Origin of the sequence: Dyella silvatica (genome assembly GCF_026283955.1) — a bacterium.
GTDB lineage: Bacteria > Pseudomonadota > Gammaproteobacteria > Xanthomonadales > Rhodanobacteraceae > Dyella_C > Dyella_C silvatica.
Genome location: NZ_JAPDPE010000081.1, coordinates 1 through 24,719 on the forward strand (window position 1 = coordinate 1; position 24,719 = coordinate 24,719).

Below are 24,719 nucleotides of genomic sequence, written 5' to 3' on the forward strand. Positions count from 1 at the left end.
ACCGCTTTTAATGCGCAGGTCGTGCCGGTACGCGTGCTTGGTCATTGCGGCGGTTCGAACGCCGATATTGCCGATGCCATTACCTGGGCATCGGGTGGGCATGTGGATGGTGTGCCTGATAACACTCATCCGGCCAATGTCATCAGCATGAGCTTGGGCGGCAGTGGGGAATGCCCGGCCGAAAGCGTGCTGGGAAGTGCGATCAGTGGCGCGATTGGCCGTGGCGTGGCGGTAGTCGTGGCGGCGGGCAATGAAAACCAGGACGTCGCGACTTCGTCGCCGGCGAATTGTGCAGGTGTTGTCGCAGTGGCTTCCACGGGCATTACGGGCCAGCGTGCGTTCTACTCGAACTACGGCAGCGGCATCACGCTGGCCGCCCCCGGTGGTGGGGTATATCGCAACGATGCCTCCGACGGCGATCAGGCCACCACCGGTTCCATCTGGTCGGCGATCAACGAGGGCGCGACAACGCCAGCCGCGGCCGGCTATGGGGCCATGGCTGGCACGTCGCAGGCCACCCCTCATGTGGCCGGTGCGGTGGCCTTGATGCAGAGCTATCGCTTAAGCCTCGGTCAGGCCTTGCTGACCCCGGCACAAGTGAGTTCGGTATTGACGTCGTCCGCGGCAGCCGCGCATGTACCGAGCGACCAGCCTATCGGCGCAGGCATTCTGGATACCTATAAAGCCGTGCAGATGGCGGGTAGCCAACGCTGATAAAGGCATCCCCTCTCTTGTTCCATGTCGGCGAGAGAGGGGATGCCGGTCACGCGCTAGCGTGCCGCACCGTGCCGAACAGCACGGTATGACCTACGACACTACTGACGGCCTATCGCCAGCCATAGCCTCGATGACACTCATACGGGAGCAGTCGCGGATGTCTGATTCGATGGATGGTTCGACGTTGTTGCACGGCAGGCGGCGCGTGTTGTTCGGACTGGCTGCGGCAGCGGGTTTTGCCGCCACCGCCAGGACGATGCCGGCGTGGTCTGCATCGGTCGCCGCTGCACCGGCATGGCCGTTATGGTCGGTCGAGGGAAAAGGATCCAGGGTCTATCTGTTCGGCGAAACACCCCCGCGCGTCCACGATTGGCACGATGCGCGTATCGAAGGCCTGCTGCCCGAATGCTCGGCGCTATGGACCGAAACCAGCCACAAGCATCGCGCCGACATGCAAAGTCTGCTCACGCGATTTGCCACGGCGCCGGACCAACCCTTGTCGTCGTGGCTGACCAAGGAGGACAACGCGCGGCTGGCGAAGGCTGCCGAGTTCTGCCGCGTGCCACTCGACAGTCTTGCGACGTATCGGCCATGGGCGGCCGGCGCGAGCTTGCAAGACACCTATTACCAGGTCGCCGGGTTGTCGGATAAATCCGCCGACCGCGTGCTTGTGGCACAGGCGGAGAAAGCCGGTATTGCCACCTCGAGCGAGTTTGCGATGCAGGATGATGTCTTCGCCTGGTTCAGCAGCATGACGCCGGCGCAGGACGTGCAGTTTCTTCGTTACGCGCTTGACGAAATCCTGGCGGGCCCCACGGAAGGCGAGCGCATCTATTCCGATTGGTCGCTTGGGCGTGCCGATCGCGCGACGGCCATCGTCAATGCCATGACGGAACACTATCCCGAGCTGGTCAAGAAAATCGTCGTCGAACGCAATCGCAACTGGATACCGCGTTTCAACGCGATGCTCGACAATAAGAAACCGGCGATGACGGTCGTCGGCCTGTATCACCTGGTCGGGCCGGAAAGCCTGCTGGTCCAGTTGAAGCGGAGCGGGCTGGTGGTGCGCCGCATTTGATCGACGCATGCGCCATCAGGCCCATGGGCTGCGCATCCCCATCGGCCCGAAGGATTGTTCTTCTCATGAAATGGACTGCTCCATGAATTCGCCATCTGATACTTACAGCCAGGAAACGGACGACGCCGCCGAGATGGTCAGGACCGAGACCATCGGCTATTCGTTGCCGACCATTGCCATGGATGAGCTGATCTTTGTCACGCCAACGCCAGCTTCCTTCGAAGGTGCCCCGCAGTTTCACGAGGATGAGTGGCGTCAGATCGAATTTTTTCCGGCAGCTCGCCTGGAAGAACTGCAAGGCCTGCTAAAGCAATACAAGGCTTTCGAACGGGGTCATCGCAACGCGAACGGTTGGACTGAAATCTATGCACGCCAATTGCCGCCGGTTCCCGTCATGCCAGGACGCGATGCGCTGAATCGGCTGGCTGAGATGTTTCGCGCGGGGCTCGGTAACGCACCTATCCTGCTGACCACCTCGCAGGCGCTGGGTCAGGTCGCCGACGGATTCAGCCTGCGGCCGTCGTCGGATGTCACCTTGTTCGGGCTTGCCGACGAGCATGGCATCCATGTGCTGTCAGCCATCATCGATGGCGACGACCGGCAACTGGTCCAGGCTTTCATCACCTTGCATGCGGCAGCGCATCTTCTGCTCGTGGATTGGCGCGGGCAGATGATTCTGCATGCCGTTGCCGAGGATGGAAAACTCGCGGTCTGGCGTCCCTGACAAGGGCGCGCCGCGTCTTTGCGGCGCAGCGATAAAGGAATGCATCCTGTACGAACAGGTGCGGCATGAAATTCAGGAGCGGGATACGTGAGCGATAATCTTAAGCAGCAAAGCAAGTTTCTAAGTCTGGTGCTTCGCCATGAGCCCGAGTCGATCGGGCTCACTCTGGATAGCGGCGGTTGGGCGCTGCTCTCCGAGGTGATTCGTTGCGCCAACGCGCATGGTCAGCAACTGACGCAGGAGCGGATCGAAACGATAGTCCTGACCAACGACAAGCAACGCTTCGCCCTCAGCGACGACGGGACAAAAATTCGCGCGAACCAGGGACATTCCGTCACGGTGGATCTGGGCCTACAGCCCGTGTGCCCGCCGCCGCGCCTTTTTCACGGCACCGCCACGCGCTTTCTCGAGGCCATTCTGCAGGAAGGCCTCAAGCCGGGCAGCCGTCAATTCGTACATCTATCGTCCGACGAACAAACCGCCATCGCGGTCGGCAAGCGGCATGGGCGACCCGTCGTTCTGGGTATCGATGCCCTGGCGATGCACGCGGAAGGCCATGCGTTTTTTCAGGCGGACAACGGTGTCTGGCTGGTCAATGCGGTGCCGCCAAAATACATCGGCAAGAAGGAAGCGGCCCTGACGCCCGAGTCGCCTTCGCAAGCACTTTCGTAAGCGCTGCGTTATGTCGCCGCAACCGCCGTGTCGGTGGTTGCGCGGCGGCGCCCATAAACAAACATCAGCAAGAAGCTGAGCACGAAACTCACACCGCCGAGCAACAGCAAGCCGGTTTCGCCCAGCAGCGGCAACAAGTTGGTGAGTAGGCCGGTGACGACCCAGGCCAGCGCCATCACCGAGCCGGCGATGCCCAGCGCCCAGCCTTGCCGATCCTCGGTGACGGCGTCGGAGAAGGCGGTATACATCATGGTGTAGGCCACCATGTCGAAACAGCCGACCCAGGCAGCCAGGAACCACAGCAGCGCTTCGTGGGGGTATAGCGCGGAAAGGATCTGGCCTGCGCCGGCGATCAGCAAGCCGGTCTTGGCGATATCGACGACGTTCCACAGCCGCAGCATCAGCCGCACCACGACCAGCAGGCCGATCACGAAAAATACCCCGATCATTCCGCTGAATAGCCCCAGTTGCAGGCTGGAGTAGTGAAAGTCTTTCTGCAACAGCAGCATGATCATTTGCAGATACAAGCCATAGCCGATCTGCATCAGGAAAAAGACCAGCGATAGAAAAGCGACGGTCTTGTGCCGGGCGGCCTGGTAAATCACTCGCAGGGGTAGCGTAAGGCTGATACTGGCCTTGCCTGTCGCCGCGCTGCTGTCGCGGTAGAACTTCCAGGTCCAGATCGCGCATAGCAGCGACACGATGCCCACCAGCAAAAACGGCGTGCCGTAGTTGAAGCATGCAGCGATGCTGCGGTCCGAGGCGATGCCGCCCAGGATCGGCCCGATCACCACGCCGGCACTGAAGGCGACCGACATGATGCTCATGTTGTAAGCCTTGTTTTCGGGCGTACTCACATCGGTGATCGCCGCTTGCGCAATGCCCTGGCAACCGGCCATCAAACCACTCAACGCACGCCCCGCCAGCAGCAGCCAGATGCTGGGCCAGGTCACGCCGAAGGCCATCATGAAATAGCTGGCCGACAAACCCAGCACGCACAACAACATGATGTTTCGGCGGCCGAAGGCATCGGATAGTTCGCCCATCAGCGATGAACCGAAAAACATGCCGAACGGATACACCGCGTAGCCCAGGCCAAGGTAGAAATTACGCAGATGTAGATCCATGCCGGGCGGCAGCACGCTGGTATGCGGGTCACTGAAGATGGCCGACATCATCGGATAGACGAGGCCGAAACCCATCGCGTCGATGGCGATAGCCAGCAGGCAAGGGCCTAGTCGTTTGAGGTCGAGTCGAGACATGGATAGGCGCCATCAGGGCAGGAAAGATGGGCACAAAGTAGGCGTCCGGGACCGGCCTCGGTAGGCTGCCGGCGCCGATTACATTTATCGGAAAGACCGATATGCTCCGCGCATGGATTTACTGGCCGCGATGCGTATCTATGTGAGAGTGGTGGAGCGTGGCAGCATGTCGGCCGCCGCCAGAGATCTCGGTCTGGGCCAGCCGGCCGTGAGCGAACGCATCGAGCGGCTGGAGCAACACCTCGGCACGCGTTTGCTACGCCGTAACACGCGGGCAGTCTCTATCACCGATGTGGGCATGCTGTTTTACGAGCGCAGCAAACGCGTGCTTGAAGCGGCAGAAGCTGCGCAAGCGGTAGTCACCCAGGACGACAAGACCTTGCGCGGAACACTGCGCATCGCCGCGCCGCAAGGCCTGGGCGAAGTCGTGTTGCCGTTGCTACTTTTGCGCATGCGCGAGCAGCATCCGCAGTTGAATATCGACTTGCTGTTGAACGACCGCGTCGTCGATCCGGTGACCGAAGGGGTCGATATTTCGTTGCGGCTGGGGCCGCCCGGCGAAGGAAATTTCGTCGCGCGCAAACTCGGTCATGTACGCCGTGTACTGGTGGCCGCCCCCAGTTATCTCGCCCGGCACGGCATACCCAACAAACCATACGAGTTGGCCGCACACCCTTTCATTCGCGTCACCGGCCTGTTCAATGATGGCCAGTTGCCCTTGCTCGGTGCCCGGCAAGCGATGGTGCAGGCGCCGGTGAGCGTAGCCTGGAGTGCCAGTCACTGGCGGCCAGTGCACACGCTGCTGCTGGCGGGCGCGGGTATCGGCGTGCTGCAAGCGCCGGTTTGTGCCGAGGCCATCGCCGACGGCCAATTGAAACCGCTGCTACCGGATTACCAGGTGCCGGGTTTCGACCTTCATGCCTTGTTCCCGGCAGCCAGGCCGATTCCGCCGAAAACGCGCGCCGTCCTGGCGTTGCTGGACGCGCACCTTGCGGCGGTGTTGCGGCAGGCAGAGTAAGGCGGCGCTTAGGGTCAGGCCTCATCGACCAGACGAAAACCCGGATGACGACGTCGCAGCCAGGATGCAGCACAGTCAGCCGGCTACTGGCTTGGCGGCGTTAATCGCCCATTGCGCAGCGAAAGCCCGCTGATAGGCAGGGCGCGCTTCGCCGCGGGCGACATAGGCGGCGAGTGTCGGAAATTCATCCAGAATGCCCGACAGCCGCAGTCGGAGCAGCACCGACACCATCATCAGGTCGCCCGCGCTGAACGCACCATCGAGCCAGTCGGCATCGCCCAGGCGAGCAGAAAGCAGGTTTAGCCGATGGCGGATGCGATCCACGACCAGAGGTATGCGCTCCTTAGTCCAGGGCTTGTCGCCCTCCTGAAATCTGGCGGTGACGAGTTCGAGGATTGCCGGCTCCACGCTGTTGAGTGCGGCAAACATCCAGGTGATCGCGCGTGCGCGGGCATGGGCATCGGCCGGCAACAGGCCTGCATGGCGTTCGGCGATATGGAAGACGATCGCGCCTGTCTCGAACAGGGTAAGGTCGCCTTCCTCATAGGTTGGAATCTGGCCGAAAGGATGCAGGCTCAGGTGGGCGGGTTCCTTCATCGCCTGGAACGACACCAGGCGAACTTCGTAGGCCAGGCCCGCTTCTTCGAGCGCCCAGCGAACGCGCGTATCGCGCGCCAGCCCCTTGCCGCCATCGGGCGACCGTTCAAAGGCAGTAATGGTGATGGTCATGGTGTGGTTCCTCTTGGCGAACATCATGGGTTGCGCGGCTGGCGAACCGTCAAGGCAAACACATCGAGATGAAAAACGATTCCCTTCCATGCTCGGTCTGTCAACGAAGTAGCTGCTGGCGGCAGGCGTCATAACCAGGTTTTTATAAGCGACAGCATCAATCGCGGTTGGGTGCACCGAGCGGAAACAGCGGGCGATACGGACGGCCTTCATTGACAGCGCGGGCGAACGACGGGCGTGCCAATAGCCGCCGTCGGTAGGCGATCACGTTGGTCAACGATGCATCGATGGGATGCGTCCAGTCGGCATAGAACAGAAAGGGTGCGGCGCCGCAGTCGGCCAGGCTGAACCGGTCCCCGGCCGCCCATTCGCGACCGGCGATGATTTTGTCGAGCCAGCCGTAAGCGGTCTCGAGCATGCTGCGTGCCTGGGCCACGCCAAACGTGTCGCGCTCCGCTTCGGGGCGCAGCGCGTCGAAGACGATCTTTTGCTGCGGCGTCGCAATGTAGTTGTCGAAGAAGCGATCCATGCAACGAACCTCGATGGCCGCGTTGGCATCGGACGGCAACAGCGACACCGGCCCCGGATGATGCAGGCCGAGATATTCGATGATGGTGCTGGACTCGATCACCATGCGGCCCGCATCCACCAGCAGGGGAAAGCGTTGCAACGGCCACAGCGTGGCAAAGGCCTGCATCAAGGGCGGGTTGTCGTGCGAAAGCAGGTGGTATTCGAACGCGATATTGTTTTCGTACAACGCGACCAGCACTTTTTGGCAGTAGGAGGAAAAGGGGTGGGCGTAGAGTTCCAAAGTCATCGTGGGTCACCTCGATTTAAAAAAAATGGATGCGTCGGCAGTAGCGACAGGGTCTGTCTAGCTAACGACGAACGAGGGGTGGCGAAATCGACACGGCGGCGTGACGGTTATGGCATCGATTCCAGCGCGTTGGCGCCCTGCATTCAAGACCGCTGGCATGGCAGGGGGCAGTGGCGTTGCGCGATGCCGAAGGGCGGGTTATCCGCCGCTTTTATGCGTATGTTTTTGCGACGTGTTGAGTCAAGCTAGGCCTGGGTAAGCTTAGCGCCGATCGGGGGGCGTCCTGCTGTCGGCTGCATCGATCAGACGCCGCATATCGGCACCACGCGTAAAGGGGGCATTGTGAATTCCAGTCGTCATATTTTCGATCATGGCCGGCTCGCCTATCTGCAAATTCCAGCGCTGGACGTGAACGTTTCCGCGGCGTTTTATCAGGCGAACTTTCATTGGCAGATTCGTGGCCAAGGTACCGAGCATCTTGGTTTTTCCGATGCGAGCGGTGACACCATCGGCGCATGGGTCACCGGGCGTGCGATATCCGCCAGCCCTGGGGTGCTTGCCTATATCTATGTCCATGGCATCGATGCCGCACTTGCGCAAATCACCGCGAGCGGCGGTGACATAGTCACCGAGCCCTATGCTGAAGGCGATCTATGGGTGGCCAGGTTTCGCGACCCCGCCGGTAACGTGCTCGGTATCTGGCAGCAAGCACCTCGTTGAGGCGCGTCGCTTCGCTGCATGCGCCATTACAGGTAAGAGCCCGCCGAGCCCTGGGGAATCCTGGCCCGCCATAGCCGAAGGCGCCGGGCCAATTCCGACGCGTAGTCGAAATCCGGCTCGGGGTGCTGGGGGATCGCCTCAAGCACCTCGAACGCAAACTGGACTTGGCCGTAGTTTTGCCAATCCGCCAGCAATGCCTTGTTGCGATGCGTGCCCAGTTGAAGCTCCATGCGATGGCGATTCAATGAGCCGGCCAGATGGGTGCTTTGATCGATCAGCATTTTGCCGCTAGCCAGGTTTCTGATACAGAAAATGCCCATCGGCGGCGGCGTGTTTTTGTAAGCCAGGGTGAGTTCTTTGCGTCGGGTTCGGTTCATGGCGGGCTCCGCGTTTCGGCGACATCTGTCCCTATCGGTGCGCTGAGCGCGTGGATCTTTTCGCGAATGTCGACAGGCCAGCTCGCTATCAGTGATTGCAAGGTCGAAACCTCGCCGGCAAACAGTGCGCGGATGGCTGCTTCGAAATGCGCGCGATCGCCGGCGGCGTCACGCATATACCAGTAGCAGGCTTCTTTGGCCTGGCGCACCCGGTAACGGCCGTCTTTATCGTGGCGTGCGTCGTCGACCAGCCATCGCAACGCGGCGCTGGCGCTACTTGGCTGCTCGGCCAGCCAGGCCCAGTGCCGAGGCAGCAAGCAGACCTGTCGTGCTGCTGCCTGGGCTTGCATCGACACAGCGGCGTCGGTATCCGGTGTGGTGTTCATGGCTTGCTCTTGCGTAGGGTGTGGGCCATCTCTGACAGCGGTAACAAGCGCGAGTCTTCGACCGCGGCCGTGCGGTGGCCCAAGCCTGCCAGGTAGCTCTGCTGTGAGGCGAAGGCCAGAAACGATTCGGCGCTTTGCTGGCGCACCAACATCGCCATATCCCAGTGCTCGTCGGGTGGCCCGATAAGCCAGGCGCCGCCCGCGCCGACAAACTGGATATCGCCGCCTGTCTCATGCAGCAGCGGCAAAGTGTGCTGGATGTAGCGCTCGAACGCGGCGGCACCGCTGATCGGGGTGGGCGGGGCCAGCTGCGGCGTCGCCGCGTAGTCGGCCATGGCGCGAAAACGGAGCAGGTTGAGCATGACGATGTTGCCGCTCATTTGTCGCATCACAAAGGCGCGCCCGGATGACTGGCTCGGCTCAAGATAGACGGTAGGCATGGCTGCAGCGGTCATGAGAAATCCTGGTGTCAGTGATCGGTTTGCGCACGGCGACGCTTGGGCCGGTGCGGCTGGCCTGGGTTGTCGGGTGAGCTGGGGTATGGGTTTTGCAAAATATACCCGGGTATATTTTTCGTGACAATAGTACCCGGGTTTAAATAAGGCAGTGGCGCTCCAGCGCAGGGCATGACCGATGGCGCTGTCGCCGCCGCCGCAGGCTGCGCCACGATGTGTCGCCAGGCTTATTCCTTCACACGCCCCAAGGACTTCGCCATGTATCGCACTACTCGCTTGCGCGGTCGTCGTCTCCCGTTACGTCTTGTCGCCGTGGCCGGTGCGCTGACGCTTAGTACGTTGCCTGCTTTCGCCGCGCAGACGGATACGCCGCCGCCGGCACGCACGGTGGATGCCGTCGATCATCTCTTTGGCACCACCTTGCACGATCCTTATCGCTGGATGGAGGGCGAGCACAACGCCGAGTTCCAGCAATGGCTCGCCGCCCAGGGTGACGACACGCGCGCCAAGCTCGACGCGTTGCCCACGCTGAAGGATTGGCAGCAGACCCTGCAAAAGACCAATGGCAGCACCGTGATCTATCGGGCGCAACGCTATGTCGACGGCAAGTTGTTTTTCATTCGCCAGGCGCAGGGCAGCGGCACGCTGATGGTGCGCGAGGCGGATGGCTCTGAGCGTGTGCTGCTGGATCCGGCAACGCTGACCGGCGCTGGCGGGCATGCCTCGATCACCCTGTTCACGCCCTCGCCGGACGGCAGCAAGGTGGCGCTGAACACCGATCACGCCGGCAACGAAGTCACTCGCCTGGAGGTGCTCGATGTGAAGAGCGGCAAACTCACCGGCGATGCGGTGGAACCGGTATGGGGCGAGTTCGGCGCCAACTGGCTGCCCGACAGCAGCGGTTTCGCCTATACCCAGATGGCGCCACCCGATCAGCGCACCGGCGGCGATCCGATGCAGGATATGCGCCTGCTTCTGCATCGGCTGGGTACGCCGTCGGCGCAGGATCCGGTATTGCTGCGCGCCGGTACCGGGCCGGGCGCCAGTACCTCGTTCGCGATGGCCGCGAATCGCTTTCCGCTGATCGATTTTCCCGCCGGTTCGCGCTGGGCGCTGGCTTCAGCGGCGGCTGCGCAGCCCGAGCTGAGCTACTGCGTGGCGACACAGTCCGAGGCGGTGAAACCCGCTGCGAGCTGGCGCTGCATCGTCGGCCTGGACGATAAGGTGCAGGCGGCGGCTATTCACGGCGACATGCTTTATCTGGTCTCCAGCCGTGAACGTTCCAATGGCCAGTTGCTCGCGCTGGATTTGTCGCGGCCGCATGCGTCGATCGCCGATGCGCGCTCTATCCTGCCGCTGCAGGGCGACGAGATGATCGTCGGCATCACGCTTAACGACGCGCAGCAGGTCGCGCCGGCGCGCGACGCCTTGTATGTGAAAGTATCCAGGCAAGGTATCGACGGCATCCGCCGCATCGATTACGCCAGCGGCAAGGTCGAAACGATACCGATGCCGCTGGCGGGCGCTGCCTCGCTATTCCATGCCGACGGCCACCAAGATGGGTTTCTGCTTGAACTGCGAGGCTGGATCACGCCACCCAAATCATGGCGCTACGAGGTAGCGGGCGCGGCCTTGCGCAGTCTCGGCCAGGACGAAGCCAGTCCGGCCGATTACAGCATGATCGAAGCGACCGAGACCGAGCTGGTCAGCAAAGACGGCACGCACGTGCCGCTGACGATTCTGCACCGCAAGGACAGCAAGCTCGATGGCAGTCATCGCGCCATCTTGTTCGCCTACGGCAGCTATGGCTTGTCGATCGTGCCGTCATTCAAGGCGGTCCGGCTGGAGTGGGTCAAGCGCGGCAATATTTTCGCCTATGCGCACGTTCGCGGCGGCGGCGAGAAGGGGGAAGCCTGGCATCTGGCCGGCAAGGGGCCGAACAAGTACAAAGGCGTGGAAGATTTCGTCGCCGGCGTGGCGCGCTTGAGCGAGCTCGGTTACAGCCGTCCGCAGCGTACCGGCTTGGTCGCCGGCAGCGCCGGCGGCCTGCTGATCGGCGGCGCGGTGGTGGGTTATCCCACGCAGTTCGGTGCGGCGGTGTTCCTGGTCAGCCTGCTTGATCCGGTGCGCCTGATGCAGGCCGCCAACGGCGCCAACCAGATCGGTGAACTGGGCGATCCGCGCAAGGCGGCGGATTTTCCCTCGGTGCTGGCGATGGACCCCTATCAGCACATCAGCCCGCATACCGCTTATCCGGCGATGATGCTGGGCGTTGGCCTCAACGACAGTCGGGTCGCGCCGTGGGAGACCGGCAAGTTCGCCGCACGCTTGCGCGCCGCCAATACCAGCGGCCGGCCGGTGTGGATCCGCACCGACGCCCAGGGCGGGCATGGCATGCAGGTTTCGCTCGGCGCCGAGGCCACTCTGTACGCCGACCTCTTCGCCTTCATGGATGCGCAACTGCCGCGGCCCTGAGCGGCGCTTGGTGGGGCGGGTGACAGCGTCCGCGTGGCCTGCAAGCGGGCGCTGACTTTGAGCCAGTCGGTTACTGACGGTGCCGGCACGATGCATCGAGGGGCGATCCGCAAACCATCCCGGCCGTGTGGTTTGAATCGTGACAGGTCGCCGCTGGCCCCTGACGCGGGAGCTGTGAGGGCAGGGGCGGTCGGTTCGCTTGCTATGTCGCTCGCCTCCTCGGCATGCTTCCGTCCCGGAAATTGCCCTACTATCGCGCGATGAAAACAGCCACCCTATCGCCATCGAACGACGCGCGCCGCGGCAGCCTGGCCTGTGTCGGGATGGGCATGACCCTGGGCTCTCACCTCACGCCGCTGGCACGCAGCCATATCGAGCAGGCCGACGTGGTTTTCGCGGCGCTTTCCGATGGCGTCGTGGAGATGTGGCTGCACCGCATGCATGCCGATGTGCGCAGCCTGCAGCCCTACTACCAAGTGGGCAAGTCGCGCATGCGCACCTACCGCCAATGGGTCGATTTGATGATGACCGAGGTGCGTGCCGGCAAGCGTGTCTGCGGGGTGTTCTACGGTCACCCCGGTATTTTCGCCTGGTCGCCGCACAAGGTGATCGAGGTCGCCCGCGCGGAGGGCTTCAAGGCCCATATGGAGCCGGGTATTTCCGCCGAGGACTGTCTTTATGCCGACCTGGGCATCGATCCCGGCCGCTTCGGCTGCCAGCACTTCGAGGCCAGTCAGCTGCTGTTCTTCGAGCGGCGCATCGACCCTGCCGGCTATCTGGTGCTGTGGCAGGTGGGGCTGGTCGGCGATCGCTCGCTGGCGCGCTTCGAGACCGGCCCGGCCTACCGGCAGGTGCTGGTCGACCTGCTAAGCCGCGACTACCCGCTCGACCACGAGGTGATCATCTACCGTGGGGCCACCTTGCCGATCGAGCAGCCGCGTATCCGGCGGGTTGCCCTGCGCGATTTGCCGCAGGTTTTGTTGACCACCGAGGAAACGGTGGTGCTGCCGCCGGCCGTAGCCTTAAAACCCAACCTGGCTATTCAGCAGCGACTGGAAGCACTGGATAAACTGGACCAGGCGGGTGCCCTCGCAGGAGGTGAGAGGCGCCCTTGCCACGAACGCCTCGGGGGAGGCGGGCATGGATGGCAGCAGGCGCTATCCGTAACAACGGATGACGGCTGTCATGATGCTTTATCAAGCTGCCGCACGATAATTTAAAGAAAACAGGGGAGTCAGATGTCGGACACGATAGATTTATTGGAGGCCATTGGTCGGGACGCCTCACTGCGTCACGCCTCGGCCGAGGAACTGAGCGACATGCTGGCACAGGCGCAGGCGTCGGCGGCGCTCACGTCGGCGGCGGCACACGGTGACAGCTCACTGCTGTCGGCGGAGCTCGGGTATATACCCATGCAAACGCCGCAAATTACCCAGTCTCCCGGTCACGAGGAGGACGAGCCAGCCCCGGACGAGGAGGAAGCACCGAACGAGCTTCCGACGCCCGAGCAAGGCAACGCGTCGCTTCTACACTAGACCGACGCAGCATGCCTCGTCTGCAAAGCCGCTTCCGGCCATGGCCCACGTTGTTGGGCCTGGCCGGTTGCGTGCTTTTGCAGCTTGGCCATGCCGCCACAGCTATCACTGACCCCGCCGCCTTCCTGCGACAGACCGAAAGCCTGCGCCTGAAGGATCACCCGCAGTTCGTGCAGCGGCTGGAACAGATCCACCATGAAGCGCCCCGGGTGACTCCGGCCGAGCAATGGTATCTGCGCTATCTCGATGCATGGGAGACCATGTTCCAGGGTGACTACAGCAAGTCCGAGGCGCAGCTGCACGAGGTGATCGATCACTCCGGTGACGTGATCCTGGCGGCCAAGGCATCGGCGCTGTTGCTGAGCAATCTGGCGGCCAATCGACGCTACGAAGAAGCCTTTGCACTGGCCAATCGCCTGACCACCAACCTGCCCGAAATCAAGGACCCGCAGACCCGCTTCAGCGTGCTGATCAACCTGTCGCAGATGCTGGATCTGGCCGGCCAAACCGATCTGGCCATCAATTACGCACGCATGATGGAAAACGCCATGCCCCCGGGCGAGACGCTTTGCCGCCCGCTCTCCCTGGCAGCCGCGGCGCTCTCCAACGGCAAGCGATTGTCATCGACCAGCCCGGAGTTGCAACGCGCTATCGATACCTGCGTCGCCGCCCGGCAACCGGTGATCGCCAATGCCATGTGGCTGGTGCTGAGCGGGCTTTATCTGGACGAGGCTGAGCCAGCCAAGGCGATCGCCCTGCTGGACCGGATTGGCCCCAGTATCGAGATCAACCATTACTACCCGCACCTGTTGTCGTCGCAGGTGCAGCGGGCCCAGGCTTACTTGAGGCTGGGCAACGACAACGACGCCAGGAAAGCGGCGCTTGCCGCGGTGGCCATGGGCTCCGCGGATGACATCAGCGAATGGCGCAAGGATGCCTTTGAGGTGCTCTACCTCGTCGAGAAAAAGCGCGGCAATACCACCGCCGAGCTGTCGTACTACGAGCGCTATGTCGCGCAGGACAAGGGTTATCTCAACGACATCAGTGCCAGGGCCCTGGCCTACGAGGTAGCCCAGCAACACATGCTGGCGCAAAAGCTGGAGACAGAAAGGCTGGGCAAACAGAACAACATCCTGCGCCTGCAACAGGCGCTCGATACCAAGGCGGTCGAGACCAGCCGGCTTTATATCGTGCTGTTGGTGCTGGTGCTGATATCCATTGTCTTCTGGCTGTTCCGCCTGAAACGCTCGCAGCTTCGCTTCAAAAAGCTGTCCTGCCACGACGGGCTTACCGGCATTTCCAATCACCAGCACTTCATCAGCGAGGCCGATCGCGCCTTGCGCCTGCTGGAGAGAAAGTACGGTACCGCCTGCTTGATATCCTTCGACCTGGATCACTTCAAGCAGGTCAACGACACCCACGGCCACGCTATGGGTGATGCCGTGTTGAGGCATTCGGTGGCGATCTGCCAGCAGAAATTGCGTCCCACCGATTTGTTCGGCCGCCTCGGCGGCGAAGAATTCGGCATCATGCTGCTCGATTGCTCGCGCGAGCAGGGTATGGCCATCGCCGATCGCATCCGCATGGCGATCGAGGCCACGCCGGTCGATGGCGATGGCTGTGTCATATCGTTTTCGGTCAGCGTCGGCCTCGCCTCCACCGACACTTCTGGCTACGGCTTGCAGCGCCTATGCCGGGATGCGGATGCCGCGCTTTATCGGGCCAAGCGCACCGGTCGCAATCGCGTCATCGCCGACAACGAGAACGACAGTCTGGTCGATTCGAATGAAGTGAATCTTCGGCTACTGCACAAGCGATAGCTCGGGATCCGGCATCAAATCACGATCCATTCGCCACCTCGATGCCACATTGTCGCTCGATACTGCAGTCGCCGTTTTGACGCATAGCCCGGGGGAAGGCATGCACGATCTCGTTGCGCGACGTGGTGCCCTTGCCGGGCGTGTCGCGATCATCTTGAGCTGGGCCCTCGCACTGCTGCTTACCTGCGATGGTGTGCATGCCGATAATCCGCCCGAAGGAGCCAGCAAGCTCGCAGGGGTATCCTTCGCCGAGATCACGGCTTTGCCCGATGGACAGCGGGTCGGGATGCCACAAGGCGGTGTCGATGCCTTTCGCGCCGCATGCGAACAACAGCGCCCTATCTGGCTGTTGGGTCGCGACCGGCCTTTTCAGTGCGCTGGCGCCAGTGAGTCGACGGACTGGATGCTCGATCTTCCCGTGCAGGGCCTGCAAGCCTATACCGATCAATATGTAACGCGGCTGGTTAGTACGCACGAGATGCACGCTCTTCCCTTGCTGGAAAGTGATCTGCCGTTGCGGGACGAGCTAAAGGCTGTTTTGCCGCCGGCATATCGCGCCGCTAAGCATACGGCGAGCGCAACCCAAGGCCGCCTGACCCTGACCTTTGTGCTCGGTGAGATATATCGATTGCCTGGGGGCGACTGCCGCGCGATAAAGACCGCTGTCCTCGCAACCCGCGAGGGTCAGGCGACCCTGCTTGGCGAGTTGGAAACCATGCCGCACACCCTGGTCGACATCGTCGGTGTGGATGGCCCGCTCATCTGGACCGACGCCGGCTGCACCAGTCAGCCGGCATCGTCCCTATGGCGCACTCAGCCAACACTGAGTTCGGTGGTCACCTATGTCAATGGCATCGAAGACGAGGAAACTACTGAGGACGCGTCGCCGGCCAAACTCGCTGCCGAAAATGCATGACTCACCGGAGTCGATCATTTGCGCTCATCCCGAATTGCTGGAAGCGGACCAGCACATCGCAGCGAGTTTTCTCGACCTGCGCTCGCGCTATAAAGATCAGGACCTGAACGATCTGGTGGATGGTCAGCGGCACTGGTTGATGGAACGCAACGATTGCCGTAATACCCCCACATGGCAGCCCTACGACGAGGGTGAATTCGGTTGTCTTAAAACCATCATGGGGCGGCGATGGCAGCGACTGGATGATCTCTATGCTCGACAGATCACCTTGTCAGCCACCGTGGCCGACTACCGGTTTGTAGACCCCGCTTATTTGTCAAAGCACGCCAAGGCCTACATCGGCAAGTTCGTGCATGTCTTCGGCGCGCTGCATTTCGACGATTGCGGGCATGCCCGGCTGGGCCAGATTTCCTGGCGAAGCGGCACCTTCGAGGTGCGCTCGGCAGAGCCATCGCAGGAGCCGTGCGATTCGGCGTTTGGCTACTGGACCGGAACGGTTACCGCCGATAAAGGCGACATCTATCTTTCGCGCTGAGGGCGATGTGCCGTGACTGCCTGCTGGTTCTTTGGAGAAGATACTTGAACATACCGCATGCCTCGCGCAGGCAGCGCGCCATCGCGTTGTTCAGATGGATGCTCTTTGCGTTGGCGATGGGCCCACACACCTTGAGCTGGGCTCATCCGTCTGCCGCTGAGCGCGCCGCCGGAAAGACTTCAGCGGCTGGGGTCGACGCGTTGGCATGCGCCGAAGACACCACGGCGAGCGCGGCCAAGGCGCTGCATTTTGCCGGTGCTGCCGATTTCTGGCGCGAAGGACGCAACGCTGCGTGCAGACTGGACCCGGTCCACTCTGATCGAGCCATCGTGGCGCTGACCTATGTTCACGGCGAAGAGATCACTGGCCAGCCGCAACAGGGCTATGCTGCGGAGGAGCGCGATCTCGATCTGCTCGTCATCGACCTCGGCGACGGGCAGATCATCGCGCATCGTCACGAGGACGCGGCTATCGAGGACGATGGAGAGCGGTTCGAGGGCATGGCAATCGACACCGGACGCTATGTTCTGGCCAAGGGGCAGCGTGCCTTTGGTGTTCGCACGATAAACGCCAGCCATTGCCGCTGCATCAACAACCGTGTGGAGAGTCTGACCCTGTACCTGCAGCATGGCAGTCGCCTTGATCGGATATTGTCGACCCATGCATCGGAGTGGCAGGCCTCATATGAAACAGGCTCAGAGCCTCCGCCGACCTGTGCGGAATCGGCAACGACATTGACGACGACCGTCATGGTCGGTGCCGGCAACAGTCACGGGCTGGCCGACCTCCGATTGGCGACAACGGCAACATCCAGTGACGTGGATGATGATGCTTCCGCCACGAAGTGCCCTGCGCTTGCTCCCGGCAAAAAAATAGTCACGCTTCATTTCGATGGGCAAAGCTACAAATAGCCGTCCGTCACAAGCGACTGGCATGGTCAAGAGGGCGAAGCGCCACAGGTTAGCTGCGTGGCTTGATGCTCCCGCGTCTTTGGACACGTTTCGCGTCTATGGGTGAGCGTGCGGGCCGAGCTAAAGCAACTGGCGCCGTCGAGGTCGGTGGCTTGAAGTGGGCGGGGCTGGAGGCCCCACCCACCTTTCATCACGACGTCAATGCATGTTTCACCGTGGGCAAGCCGACGGTCGACAAACGTCAGAACGACAGGCTCCAGTTGTTCAGCGTGCCGGAATCACCGGGTACCCCGCCGTCATCGTCCGACACTTGGAGCTGCCAGCTGCCATTGGCTGGTATCGCCGAGGCATCGACGGTGTAGGTCGCATTGATGTCGCCGTCGTCGTTGTAGTCCGGGTTTTGCAGCACGACCTGGCTGCCGTCCGGGCCGATCAGGGTAATCGTCAGATCACCCGACCAGTTGTGCGCGATGCTTACTTGCACCTTCAGTGCAGACGAGGCATTACCGCTACGACCGCTTACCGCGATGCTGCTGGCCATCGTGGCGTTGTCGCCAATACTCATGGGCGTGTTATTGCTGAATACGCTATTGCCGCTTGCGGCCACGCTGACGGCGATGGTTTTCGCGTTGGTTTTGCCGCTGGCGCTATCGCTGACCGTTTCGGTGACGTTGTAACTGCCGGCCGCGGCGTAGGTATGGTTCGGGTTGGCCGCGGTCGAGCTTGCGCCATCGCCGAAGTTCCAGGCGTGGCTGCCGATGCTGCCACCGCTGTCGGTGGAGCTATCGGTAAAGCTGGCGGCAAGACCATTGACCGTAAAGCTGAAACCGGCGATCAGCGCGTTGCCGGTCTGGCCGATCGCCAATAGTGCCTCGCCGGCCTGGCCGCCTTGATAGATGTTCGACACTTCACTGGCACTGAGCACGCGCGACCAGATCGCCAGATCATCGATATCGGCCGTACCCGAGTACGCACCGTTGCCGCTACCGCCGATCAAGGTGTTGAAGTTCGCGTTGAGCGAGGCGGTTCCGCTGGTGCCGAGCGGACTGGTGTTTTGCGCCACGCCGTCCAGATAGGTGGTGACCTGGTTTTGCGTTCGACTGAACGTAATATCGATCAAATGCCATTGGCTATCGGCGAGGGTCAGCCCCACATCGTGACGCGTGCCGCCGACGGTATTCCAGTTGACCGATTTGCTGAGCGTCGTCGCTACCAGCCAACCCGTATTGCTGCCGCTGGTCCAATTCTTGTTGCCGAAAATGGCGGCATCGGTGGTCGAGGCAGTTCGTAGCCAAAGCGATACCGTGAAATCATTGGCATAGACGCTTTCCATGTTGCCCAGCGAAGCCACCCAATCACTGGGCACGCCGCTGCTGCCGTTATTGCGAAAGCTTGCGGCGGCGCCGAATTTGCCCGCGACGTATCGCGCGGTACCGCTCAGCACGCTGGCATTATGGGTGCCGGCCTGGGCGTAAAGGGTGTTGTCGAAGCTGAGATAGCTGGCCAGGCCGGTGGTGTCCACCGGGACCAGCGGGCCGGTCAGCGTGACGTATACCGGCGCCGAGCTGACTACCTTGCCGCCGTCGTATAACGCTTTGACGCTAAGCGTGTCGCTGCCGACGGCGGCATGATTCCAGCTGAAGGTGTACGGCGCCTGCGTTGCTTCACCCAGCAGCGTGCTGCCGTTATAAAACTGGACCTTGGTGATGTTGTGCCCGTTGGCAATCACGCTGGCATTCAGCGTAATAGCTGCACCGGTGGTGGCGCTGCTCAAATTGCCGGGGCTGTCCAGCGACACCACCGGCTGCGGTGCCGCGGTATTCCAGACGTCGCTGATCGAGTTGGCGCTGGCCGCCGCGCCGGCATAAGGCAGCCCGTACATATCCTCCAGCGTACGCAGCACGTTGTAGTGATTGATGGTTTCCGAATAATTGCCGGGGCTGATCATCGGCCCAATGAACAGTGTTGGGATGTGGTTGGTATCCGGAGCGTCGCTGCGCGATTCATCCCAGGTGAGAACCAGCAGGCTGTTATGCGTCATCGCCCACTGCGCATAGCTGGACATATGCAAGCGCAACCAGTTGTCGCCGTGATTGACGCCATCGTTGTGCATATTGTCGTCTTCGGTGGCGTGCACAAAAGAGACGGTCGGCAGCGTACTGAAATCGGTCGGGAAATCCTGCATGGTGTGCATGACCGAGGGCAGCATCGTGTTGAGTGGCTGCGGGCTGGCGGTGCTGGTCCACCAGATGGCGACGTTTTCGCTCGGGTAATAGGTGCCATACGGGCTCGTATATCCAGCCTCGGCCGTGCCGGCAAAACCATCGGACGGCAGCCCTTCGGCAAACTGACTGAAGGAGTAGTGCGCGGCCTGGAGTTGGGCGCCGAGGTTGGACACCGTCAGCGGCAGCTTGGCCGGTGTTTCATTGGCGGTAATCCCTTGCGAGCCGCCGGAGAACAGCTCCATATAGTTGGGCTCGCTGGGATGCTGCACACCGTGCGAATCGGTAAAGCTCGCCGCAATCGGCAGCAACGCATTGATAAACGGCGCACCGGTGTTTGGATCGGCGTTACCGACGATATCGGCGTAGTCCTTGTTTTCCATCATGACCACGACCACATGGTCGGGGCGGGAAACGACGGTTGTGCGGGTCTGGGCGGCAACCCCGGTGGCAACCAACAGCAACGGTATGAAACTGCAGCGAGCCATACTTGCGAGCGTACGCATTGCACTGTCTCCGAAGGGAATGGAATAAGCGGGGCACGAGCACCATCACGCAGCCGCACTCGTACGCCTGCTGGCGCTTTGATGCGCGCGTGGCAGGCGGATGAGCGTGCGTATGAAGTGAGTGCCCCGCTGCGCATTTCATGCGGGATTGGGGTCAGGCGAATGTAAGCGACTGCGCAGGTGGCCGCGCCTGTCTAGTGCGATGCCGGACATGGCTGTTTACGCGGCTGGAAAGCTGTGCGCTGACTCGCCGCATGTGACTGCTTGCCACGGCGCGGCGCATCCCGCACACAGCCATCGAAAGACGCACCGGATGGCGGATCACCGAACGGCATGTCTGCGCTAGACAACGTGAAAATACCGTATAGAAGTCTATACACCATGAAGAACGAGCCGCGATGGCCGTCACATATTGGCCAGGGGAATAGGCATACAACAGCCGTGCAGTCAGCGCATGGTTGCTCCCATCAGCACTTTCTGGCTGCGCGTTATCCCTTTGACCTCACCCAGGTATGCATAGGAGATAGTGCAATGAAGATCCAGCGTCCTCTACTTCCGGCGCTCTGCGCCTTTGCCTTCGGGCTAGCCTTTGCCATCAATGTGTCCGCCAAGGCGGACGACGTCAGTTGCCTGACCAGCTGTCTTGCCTCGTGCGAGGGTACCTCGACCAATCCTGCGGTCGTCGCATTGTGTAATTTCGACTGCCCCTATATCTGCTCCGGTGGCGGTGAATAAAGTCTGTGCGATAGCAGCAGGGCGACTCACCAGAACTGTACCGCTTAAATACGGTATCGCTTAAGAGCAGCACCGCTGAAGAACAGCGTCGCTTCAAAACCACCCCGCTTAAGACGTGTCGCACCAAAACGTTCGGGATAACTCACTGACGCACGCGTGATGGAGTCTGCGAGCCCCGTCGATACGCGAGTATCGACGGGGTATTGGATGTCGATGCATGCGGTCGTGCCTTGCTGTGGCACTGTGCCGCGGGCCGTTCGATTCACGCTGTGACGACGCGGATAAAGCGAGCTTCCGTGGCTAGCGAAACAAGGCAGGATCATCACCGATGAAATTCGCCAAGGCCGTGCTTGTGATCGCGGTATTCCTCGCGCTTGGGATGTTTGGCGGCAAGCTGGCCGGACCGACGATTAGCGCCTGGATGCGACCGGGTCCGGTCCAACATGGCGACTACGGCAAGTACCTCCAGGCCAGCGGTAAATCGCTGGTGCTTTTCTCCACATCGACCTGTCCGCATTGCAAGCAAGCACGAGATTATCTTGCCAGCCGTCACTTGGACTATCAGGACTATGTCATCGATAAATCGCCTGATGCGATGAAGCTGTACTTGACGCTGGACGAAAAGACCGTGCCTATCCTGCTTACCGCCAACACAAAAATCCGTGGCTTCCGTGCCGCGGTGCTCGACAACGCATTGAGTTTCTCTGCCTCTCCGCCGTCGCCTTGATCGCGGGTTCGGCTGTTCTCGAGCAGCGCTAGTTTTGCTGATCATCACAGCGAGCCTGCCGGCCCGGCGGTGGGATCTTAAGTCTTCTTCGTAGCACCGATTTGCCGATGCTCGAATCATCGGCGAAGGCGCTGGCGATGCTTGCTGCAACCGAGGATGCCTTTTCGGCACAGCGCGGATAGTGCTGTTGTATCCCCTGACCTTCGACACTGGGTAACGCCAGGCTGGTGACTTAGCGTGCGAAGCCATGGCGGTATCCGGCGATGCAGCTGCTGGAGATGGGCCATGCCACGTCTGTTATGTCCGATTGGACGCATCACCTAGAGCGGTATCCATGACCAATCTCCATTTAAAGCCCATGGCCATTGCGTTAAGCCTGGCTTTGTCGCTGAGCGCCTGCGGCAAGCACGAAGCCGCCACCGACACATCCGCGCCCGCCAAAAGCAGCAGCGCGATGCCGGCAAGGGCGGCCAGCGTTGCCGCCGCGCCTGTTGCAAAAAGACCGTTCGACGTCAGCGAGCTGGATAACACCATCGCTGCCTGCCAGGACTTCAACGGCTTCGTCAACGCCAAATGGGTGGCCGCCAATCCGATTCCGCAAGACCGCAGCGGCTGGGGTGCCTACGATGCGCTGGCCGAGAGCAGTCTCAACACGCAGCATGAGATCGTGGATGCGGCCAACCAAGGCGCCGACCGTGGGCAGGCCGGTTCGATCGAGCAGAAGATCGGCTGGTTCTACCGTTCGGGCATGAACGAAGACGCCATCAACAAGGCTGGCTTCGAGCCGATCAAGCCGCAGTTAGATGCGATCGGCAAGCTCAAGTCGTCGGCCGACGTGGTCGACTACATCGACCGCAGCTTCAGCGAGGGCGAGCAGCCGCTGTTCAACTTTGGCGCCAGCCCGGACTACCAAGACGCCACGATGCAGATTGGCTACGCCAGCCAGGGTGGCCTGGGCCTGCCGACCAAGGACTACTACAGCGAGCCGAAGTACGCCGATATCCGCGCGGCCTATGTCGCTTACATCGTCACATCGCTGCAGCTGGTCGGTGTGCCTGCGGACGACGCGAAAGCGCAGGCCGACGAGGTGATGAAATTCGAGACCCAGCTCGCCCATGCTTCGCTGTCGCCGGAGCAACAGCGCGACTTGAAGAATCAGTACCACTATCTGACCCTCGCCCAGGCCGACAAGGTTACCCCGCACTTCAGCTGGCAGGCATTCTTTAGCGCGCAAGACCTGGCCGGTGTCAAAGGCTTTTCGCTATCGCAGCCGAAGTTCTTTGCCCAGCTCGACAACCTGCTCGCAGGCACGCCGGTAACGCAGTGGCAAGCGTATCTGCGCTTCCATGCGATCGATGGCGCGGCCAACGATTTATCCGAAGATTTCCAGCAGGCCAAATTTGCGTTCTACGGCCAGGCCTTGTCCGGGCAGCCACAGCAAAAATTGCGCTGGAAGCGCGTGCTGGCTACCGTCAACGGTGATATGGGCGAGGCGCTAGGCCAGCTCTATGTGGCCAAGATGTTCACCGCCGAAGCCAAGCAGCGCGCCGAGGTACTGGTCGACAACGTGCGCAACGCGCTGAAAGCGCGCATCGAGAAACTGGATTGGATGAGCGCCGACACCAAGGCCAAGGCAATCGCCAAGTGGGATACGTTCTTGCCGAAGATTGGCTACCCGGAGAAGTGGCGCGACTGGTCCGGCCTTGAGATCAAGCCGGGCGATTACTACGCCAACGTCAAGGCGGCGGTCAAGTTCAACTACCGCTACGACATCGCTCATATCGGCCAGCGCACCGACCGCAAAGAGTGGAGCATGACCCCGCAGACGGTTAACGCCTACTACAACGCCTCTGACAACACGATCAATTTTCCGGCAGCGATCCTGCAGCCGCCGTTCTTCGACGCCAGCGCCGACGATGCGATCAACTACGGCGGTATCGGTGCGGTCATCGGCCACGAGGCCAGCCACGGCTTTGACGACGAAGGCAGCCAGTTCGACGGTGCGGGCAACAATAAGAACTGGTGGAGCAAGGGCGACCGCGCCCAGTTCGAGGCGCGCACCGACCAACTGGTACGGCAGTTCAACGAGTACGCGCCGATCAAGGACCATCCCGAGCTACATGCCAATGGCCAGTTAACCTTGGGCGAAAATATCGCCGACCTGGGCGGCCTGAATGTAGCCTATGACGCCTTGCAGGCCGCGTTGCAAAAGAGCCCGAATGATGCGGCGAAACAAATCGATGGCTATACCCAGGAGCAGCGCTTCTTTCTCAATTGGGCCCGTATTTATCGCTCAAGCATGCGCGAGAAAAAGGCCTTGCTCTACCTCAGCACCAATGTGCACGCATCGCCTTCGCTACGGGTGATCGGCGCGCCGTCGAATATGCAGGCCTTCGCCGCCGCCTTTCAGTGCAAGCCGGGCGACGCGATGGTCAGGCCGGCCGAGCAGCAGGTGAAGATCTGGTAAGCGCCCGATCGCCGCGGTCGCGCTTGGCGATGGGGTAGGCGCTATGCTCAGGCACGTGGCGGCACCCAGACGTTAAGGGGCCGCCAGATGCTTTCTTTCGCCATAGGTAAGGGAATATCCACGATATGAACCGCATGCTGAGAAATACCGCGCTGCTCGCTTGCTGCGTGGCCACCGGCTTGGGCGCGAATGCCGCCCTGGCGGCCACTTGCGCGCCTGCCGATGCGACATTGGCAGGGCATTACTATCTTGAAGGCGTCAGCGAGGTGGGTTCGGAGATTCTGCTGCGGCCCGATGGCAGCTTCGACTATATGCTGGCATACGGCGCCGAGGATCACCTGGCGAAGGGTTGCTGGAGCCATCATGGTGAGCAAGTGTCCTTGCTTTCGACCGGCTCAGCGGGTAGTGCACAGGCCTTCAAACAGCTGGATCTCAAGGCGAGGGCGGACCATGGCCTGGTCGCCGATATGGGTAACGGTGTCATGGGTACCTACCTAGCGCATTGATCGAGCCGGGCATGCATGGCTTTAATCAGTGCGCGGCTGCCGCGTCTTGTGAATGGGCATAGGCCTGAGCGATGAGCGATTCATCCATGCAACCGGCGCCATCAGCTGACTCCAGTTCCGTCTTCGAGGGTTTTACGGCGGCGCTGGGGATCAGCGTTGCCTTGATCGTGCTCGATGGCGCTGTGCTTGCCGGCGGCCTGCTTGCATGGAGCGCGCCTTTCTGGCCGATCTTCTTTCTGCTTTCGCCGCTGCTGCTGTTTGCTTTTGTCGGCAAGCTGCTGTGGCTGGCGCGACGCGGAAGGCAGCGCGCCTTCAACGGCTTTGCGATCACCATGCTGCTGATATGGCTACCGCTGATCAGCCTGTTCGCCTGGCTGCTTTACGATATTCAGACGCATGGGTTCGCTAC

General features: G+C 61.4%; 25 protein-coding genes. 18 read left to right on the plus strand and 7 right to left on the minus strand.

The features are described 5' to 3' along the window. The 4 genes from OUZ52_RS15460 to OUZ52_RS15475 all read left to right on the plus strand — a co-directional run. The coding region (locus OUZ52_RS15460; protein WP_266159413.1) for a S8 family serine peptidase at window positions 1-714 on the plus strand (714 nt) is incomplete at its 5' end. 160 nt (window positions 715-874) lie between these two features. Then, a complete protein-coding gene (locus OUZ52_RS15465) occupies window positions 875-1,795 on the plus strand; it encodes a TraB/GumN family protein (protein WP_266159414.1) in 921 nt (306 codons plus the stop codon). A gap of 82 nt (window positions 1,796-1,877) precedes the next feature. Further along, the gene (locus tag OUZ52_RS15470; RefSeq protein ID WP_266159415.1) at window positions 1,878-2,519 is read left to right on the plus strand and encodes a hypothetical protein; all 642 of its coding nucleotides are present in this window, start codon (window positions 1,878-1,880) and stop codon (window positions 2,517-2,519) included. Window positions 2,520-2,606: 87 nt separating this feature from the next. Further along, complete coding sequence (locus tag OUZ52_RS15475; protein WP_266159416.1) at window positions 2,607-3,191, plus strand: RNA 2'-phosphotransferase; 585 nt, start codon at window positions 2,607-2,609, stop codon at window positions 3,189-3,191. Between the two features lie 8 nt (window positions 3,192-3,199). Here the strand turns inward: OUZ52_RS15475 and OUZ52_RS15480 are convergent, their stop codons facing one another. Continuing rightward, complete coding sequence (locus OUZ52_RS15480; protein ID WP_266159417.1) at window positions 3,200-4,453, minus strand: MFS transporter; 1,254 nt, start codon at window positions 4,451-4,453, stop codon at window positions 3,200-3,202. Window positions 4,454-4,565: 112 nt separating this feature from the next. Between OUZ52_RS15480 and OUZ52_RS15485 the strand changes: the two genes are divergently transcribed. Then, a complete protein-coding gene (locus OUZ52_RS15485; protein ID WP_266159418.1) occupies window positions 4,566-5,471 on the plus strand; it encodes a LysR family transcriptional regulator in 906 nt (301 codons plus the stop codon). Window positions 5,472-5,546: 75 nt separating this feature from the next. On the opposite strand, the gene OUZ52_RS15490 is transcribed toward OUZ52_RS15485, so the two are convergent. Together OUZ52_RS15490 and OUZ52_RS15495 are read right to left on the minus strand one after the other, a co-directional pair. Next, window positions 5,547-6,200, minus strand: coding sequence for a glutathione S-transferase family protein (locus OUZ52_RS15490; RefSeq protein ID WP_266159419.1), 654 nt, complete (start codon window positions 6,198-6,200; stop codon window positions 5,547-5,549). 157 nt (window positions 6,201-6,357) lie between these two features. Further along, window positions 6,358-7,017, minus strand: coding sequence for a glutathione S-transferase family protein (locus OUZ52_RS15495; protein ID WP_266159420.1), 660 nt, complete (start codon window positions 7,015-7,017; stop codon window positions 6,358-6,360). A gap of 342 nt (window positions 7,018-7,359) precedes the next feature. Between OUZ52_RS15495 and OUZ52_RS15500 the strand changes: the two genes are divergently transcribed. Continuing rightward, window positions 7,360-7,737, plus strand: coding sequence for a VOC family protein (locus tag OUZ52_RS15500; RefSeq protein WP_266159421.1), 378 nt, complete (start codon window positions 7,360-7,362; stop codon window positions 7,735-7,737). Window positions 7,738-7,763: 26 nt separating this feature from the next. Here OUZ52_RS15500 and OUZ52_RS15505 read toward each other — a convergent pair whose 3' ends face one another. Genes OUZ52_RS15505 through OUZ52_RS15515 form a run of 3 tightly spaced genes read right to left on the minus strand, consistent with a single transcriptional unit; the run spans window position 7,764 to window position 8,955 of the window. After that, window positions 7,764-8,114: a GIY-YIG nuclease family protein gene (locus OUZ52_RS15505; protein ID WP_266159422.1), complete on the minus strand. Its 351-nt coding sequence runs from the start codon at window positions 8,112-8,114 to the stop codon at window positions 7,764-7,766. Then, entirely contained in the window at window positions 8,111-8,500 is a 390-nt protein-coding gene (locus OUZ52_RS15510; protein WP_266159423.1) for a DUF2239 family protein, read from the minus strand. Before OUZ52_RS15510 ends, OUZ52_RS15505 begins: the two co-directional genes overlap by 4 nt. Next, on the minus strand, window positions 8,497-8,955 hold the full coding sequence (locus tag OUZ52_RS15515) for a DUF1330 domain-containing protein (RefSeq protein WP_266159424.1): 459 nt from the start codon (window positions 8,953-8,955) through the stop codon (window positions 8,497-8,499). Before OUZ52_RS15515 ends, OUZ52_RS15510 begins: the two co-directional genes overlap by 4 nt. A gap of 258 nt (window positions 8,956-9,213) precedes the next feature. Here OUZ52_RS15515 and OUZ52_RS15520 point away from each other — a divergent pair, with 258 nt between their 5' ends. The 7 genes from OUZ52_RS15520 (at window position 9,214) to OUZ52_RS15550 (ending at window position 17,147) form a co-directional block, all read left to right on the plus strand. Further along, complete coding sequence (locus tag OUZ52_RS15520; protein ID WP_266159425.1) at window positions 9,214-11,430, plus strand: prolyl oligopeptidase family serine peptidase; 2,217 nt, start codon at window positions 9,214-9,216, stop codon at window positions 11,428-11,430. A gap of 260 nt (window positions 11,431-11,690) precedes the next feature. Then, window positions 11,691-12,650 carry an SAM-dependent methyltransferase gene (locus OUZ52_RS15525; RefSeq protein WP_266159426.1) on the plus strand — a complete coding sequence of 320 codons (960 nt, stop codon included), beginning with the start codon at window positions 11,691-11,693 and terminating at the stop codon, window positions 12,648-12,650. A gap of 18 nt (window positions 12,651-12,668) precedes the next feature. Continuing rightward, window positions 12,669-12,965: a hypothetical protein gene (locus OUZ52_RS15530; protein WP_266159428.1), complete on the plus strand. Its 297-nt coding sequence runs from the start codon at window positions 12,669-12,671 to the stop codon at window positions 12,963-12,965. An 11-nt stretch (window positions 12,966-12,976) separates the two neighbouring features. Then, on the plus strand, window positions 12,977-14,785 hold the full coding sequence (locus OUZ52_RS15535) for a sensor domain-containing diguanylate cyclase (protein WP_266159429.1): 1,809 nt from the start codon (window positions 12,977-12,979) through the stop codon (window positions 14,783-14,785). A 100-nt stretch (window positions 14,786-14,885) separates the two neighbouring features. Beyond that, window positions 14,886-15,701 (plus strand): hypothetical protein, encoded by an 816-nt coding sequence (locus OUZ52_RS15540; RefSeq protein WP_266159430.1) that lies wholly within the window; start codon window positions 14,886-14,888, stop codon window positions 15,699-15,701. Continuing rightward, complete coding sequence (locus OUZ52_RS15545) at window positions 15,694-16,236, plus strand: lysozyme inhibitor LprI family protein (protein WP_266159431.1); 543 nt, start codon at window positions 15,694-15,696, stop codon at window positions 16,234-16,236. Before OUZ52_RS15540 ends, OUZ52_RS15545 begins: the two co-directional genes overlap by 8 nt. A 44-nt stretch (window positions 16,237-16,280) precedes the next feature. Then, window positions 16,281-17,147 (plus strand): PA3715 family protein, encoded by an 867-nt coding sequence (locus tag OUZ52_RS15550; protein ID WP_266159433.1) that lies wholly within the window; start codon window positions 16,281-16,283, stop codon window positions 17,145-17,147. A 241-nt stretch (window positions 17,148-17,388) separates the two neighbouring features. Here OUZ52_RS15550 and OUZ52_RS15555 read toward each other — a convergent pair whose 3' ends face one another. Further along, entirely contained in the window at window positions 17,389-19,875 is a 2,487-nt protein-coding gene (locus OUZ52_RS15555) for an alkaline phosphatase family protein (protein ID WP_266159434.1), read from the minus strand. Window positions 19,876-20,406: 531 nt separating this feature from the next. On the opposite strand from OUZ52_RS15555, the gene OUZ52_RS15560 reads away from it, so the two are divergent. From OUZ52_RS15560 to OUZ52_RS15580, 5 genes are all read left to right on the plus strand, one after another. Then, window positions 20,407-20,610 carry a hypothetical protein gene (locus OUZ52_RS15560; RefSeq protein WP_266159435.1) on the plus strand — a complete coding sequence of 68 codons (204 nt, stop codon included), beginning with the start codon at window positions 20,407-20,409 and terminating at the stop codon, window positions 20,608-20,610. A gap of 328 nt (window positions 20,611-20,938) precedes the next feature. Next, the gene (locus tag OUZ52_RS15565) at window positions 20,939-21,337 is read left to right on the plus strand and encodes a glutaredoxin family protein (RefSeq protein ID WP_266159436.1); all 399 of its coding nucleotides are present in this window, start codon (window positions 20,939-20,941) and stop codon (window positions 21,335-21,337) included. A 334-nt stretch (window positions 21,338-21,671) separates the two neighbouring features. Beyond that, window positions 21,672-23,804, plus strand: a complete 2,133-nt coding sequence (locus tag OUZ52_RS15570) for a M13 family metallopeptidase (protein WP_266159437.1) — start codon at window positions 21,672-21,674, stop codon at window positions 23,802-23,804. Window positions 23,805-23,929: 125 nt separating this feature from the next. Continuing rightward, on the plus strand, window positions 23,930-24,310 hold the full coding sequence (locus OUZ52_RS15575) for a hypothetical protein (RefSeq protein ID WP_266159438.1): 381 nt from the start codon (window positions 23,930-23,932) through the stop codon (window positions 24,308-24,310). A 71-nt stretch (window positions 24,311-24,381) separates the two neighbouring features. Further along, on the plus strand, window positions 24,382-24,719 hold a 338-nt coding region (locus tag OUZ52_RS15580), incomplete at its 3' end, for a hypothetical protein (protein ID WP_266159439.1).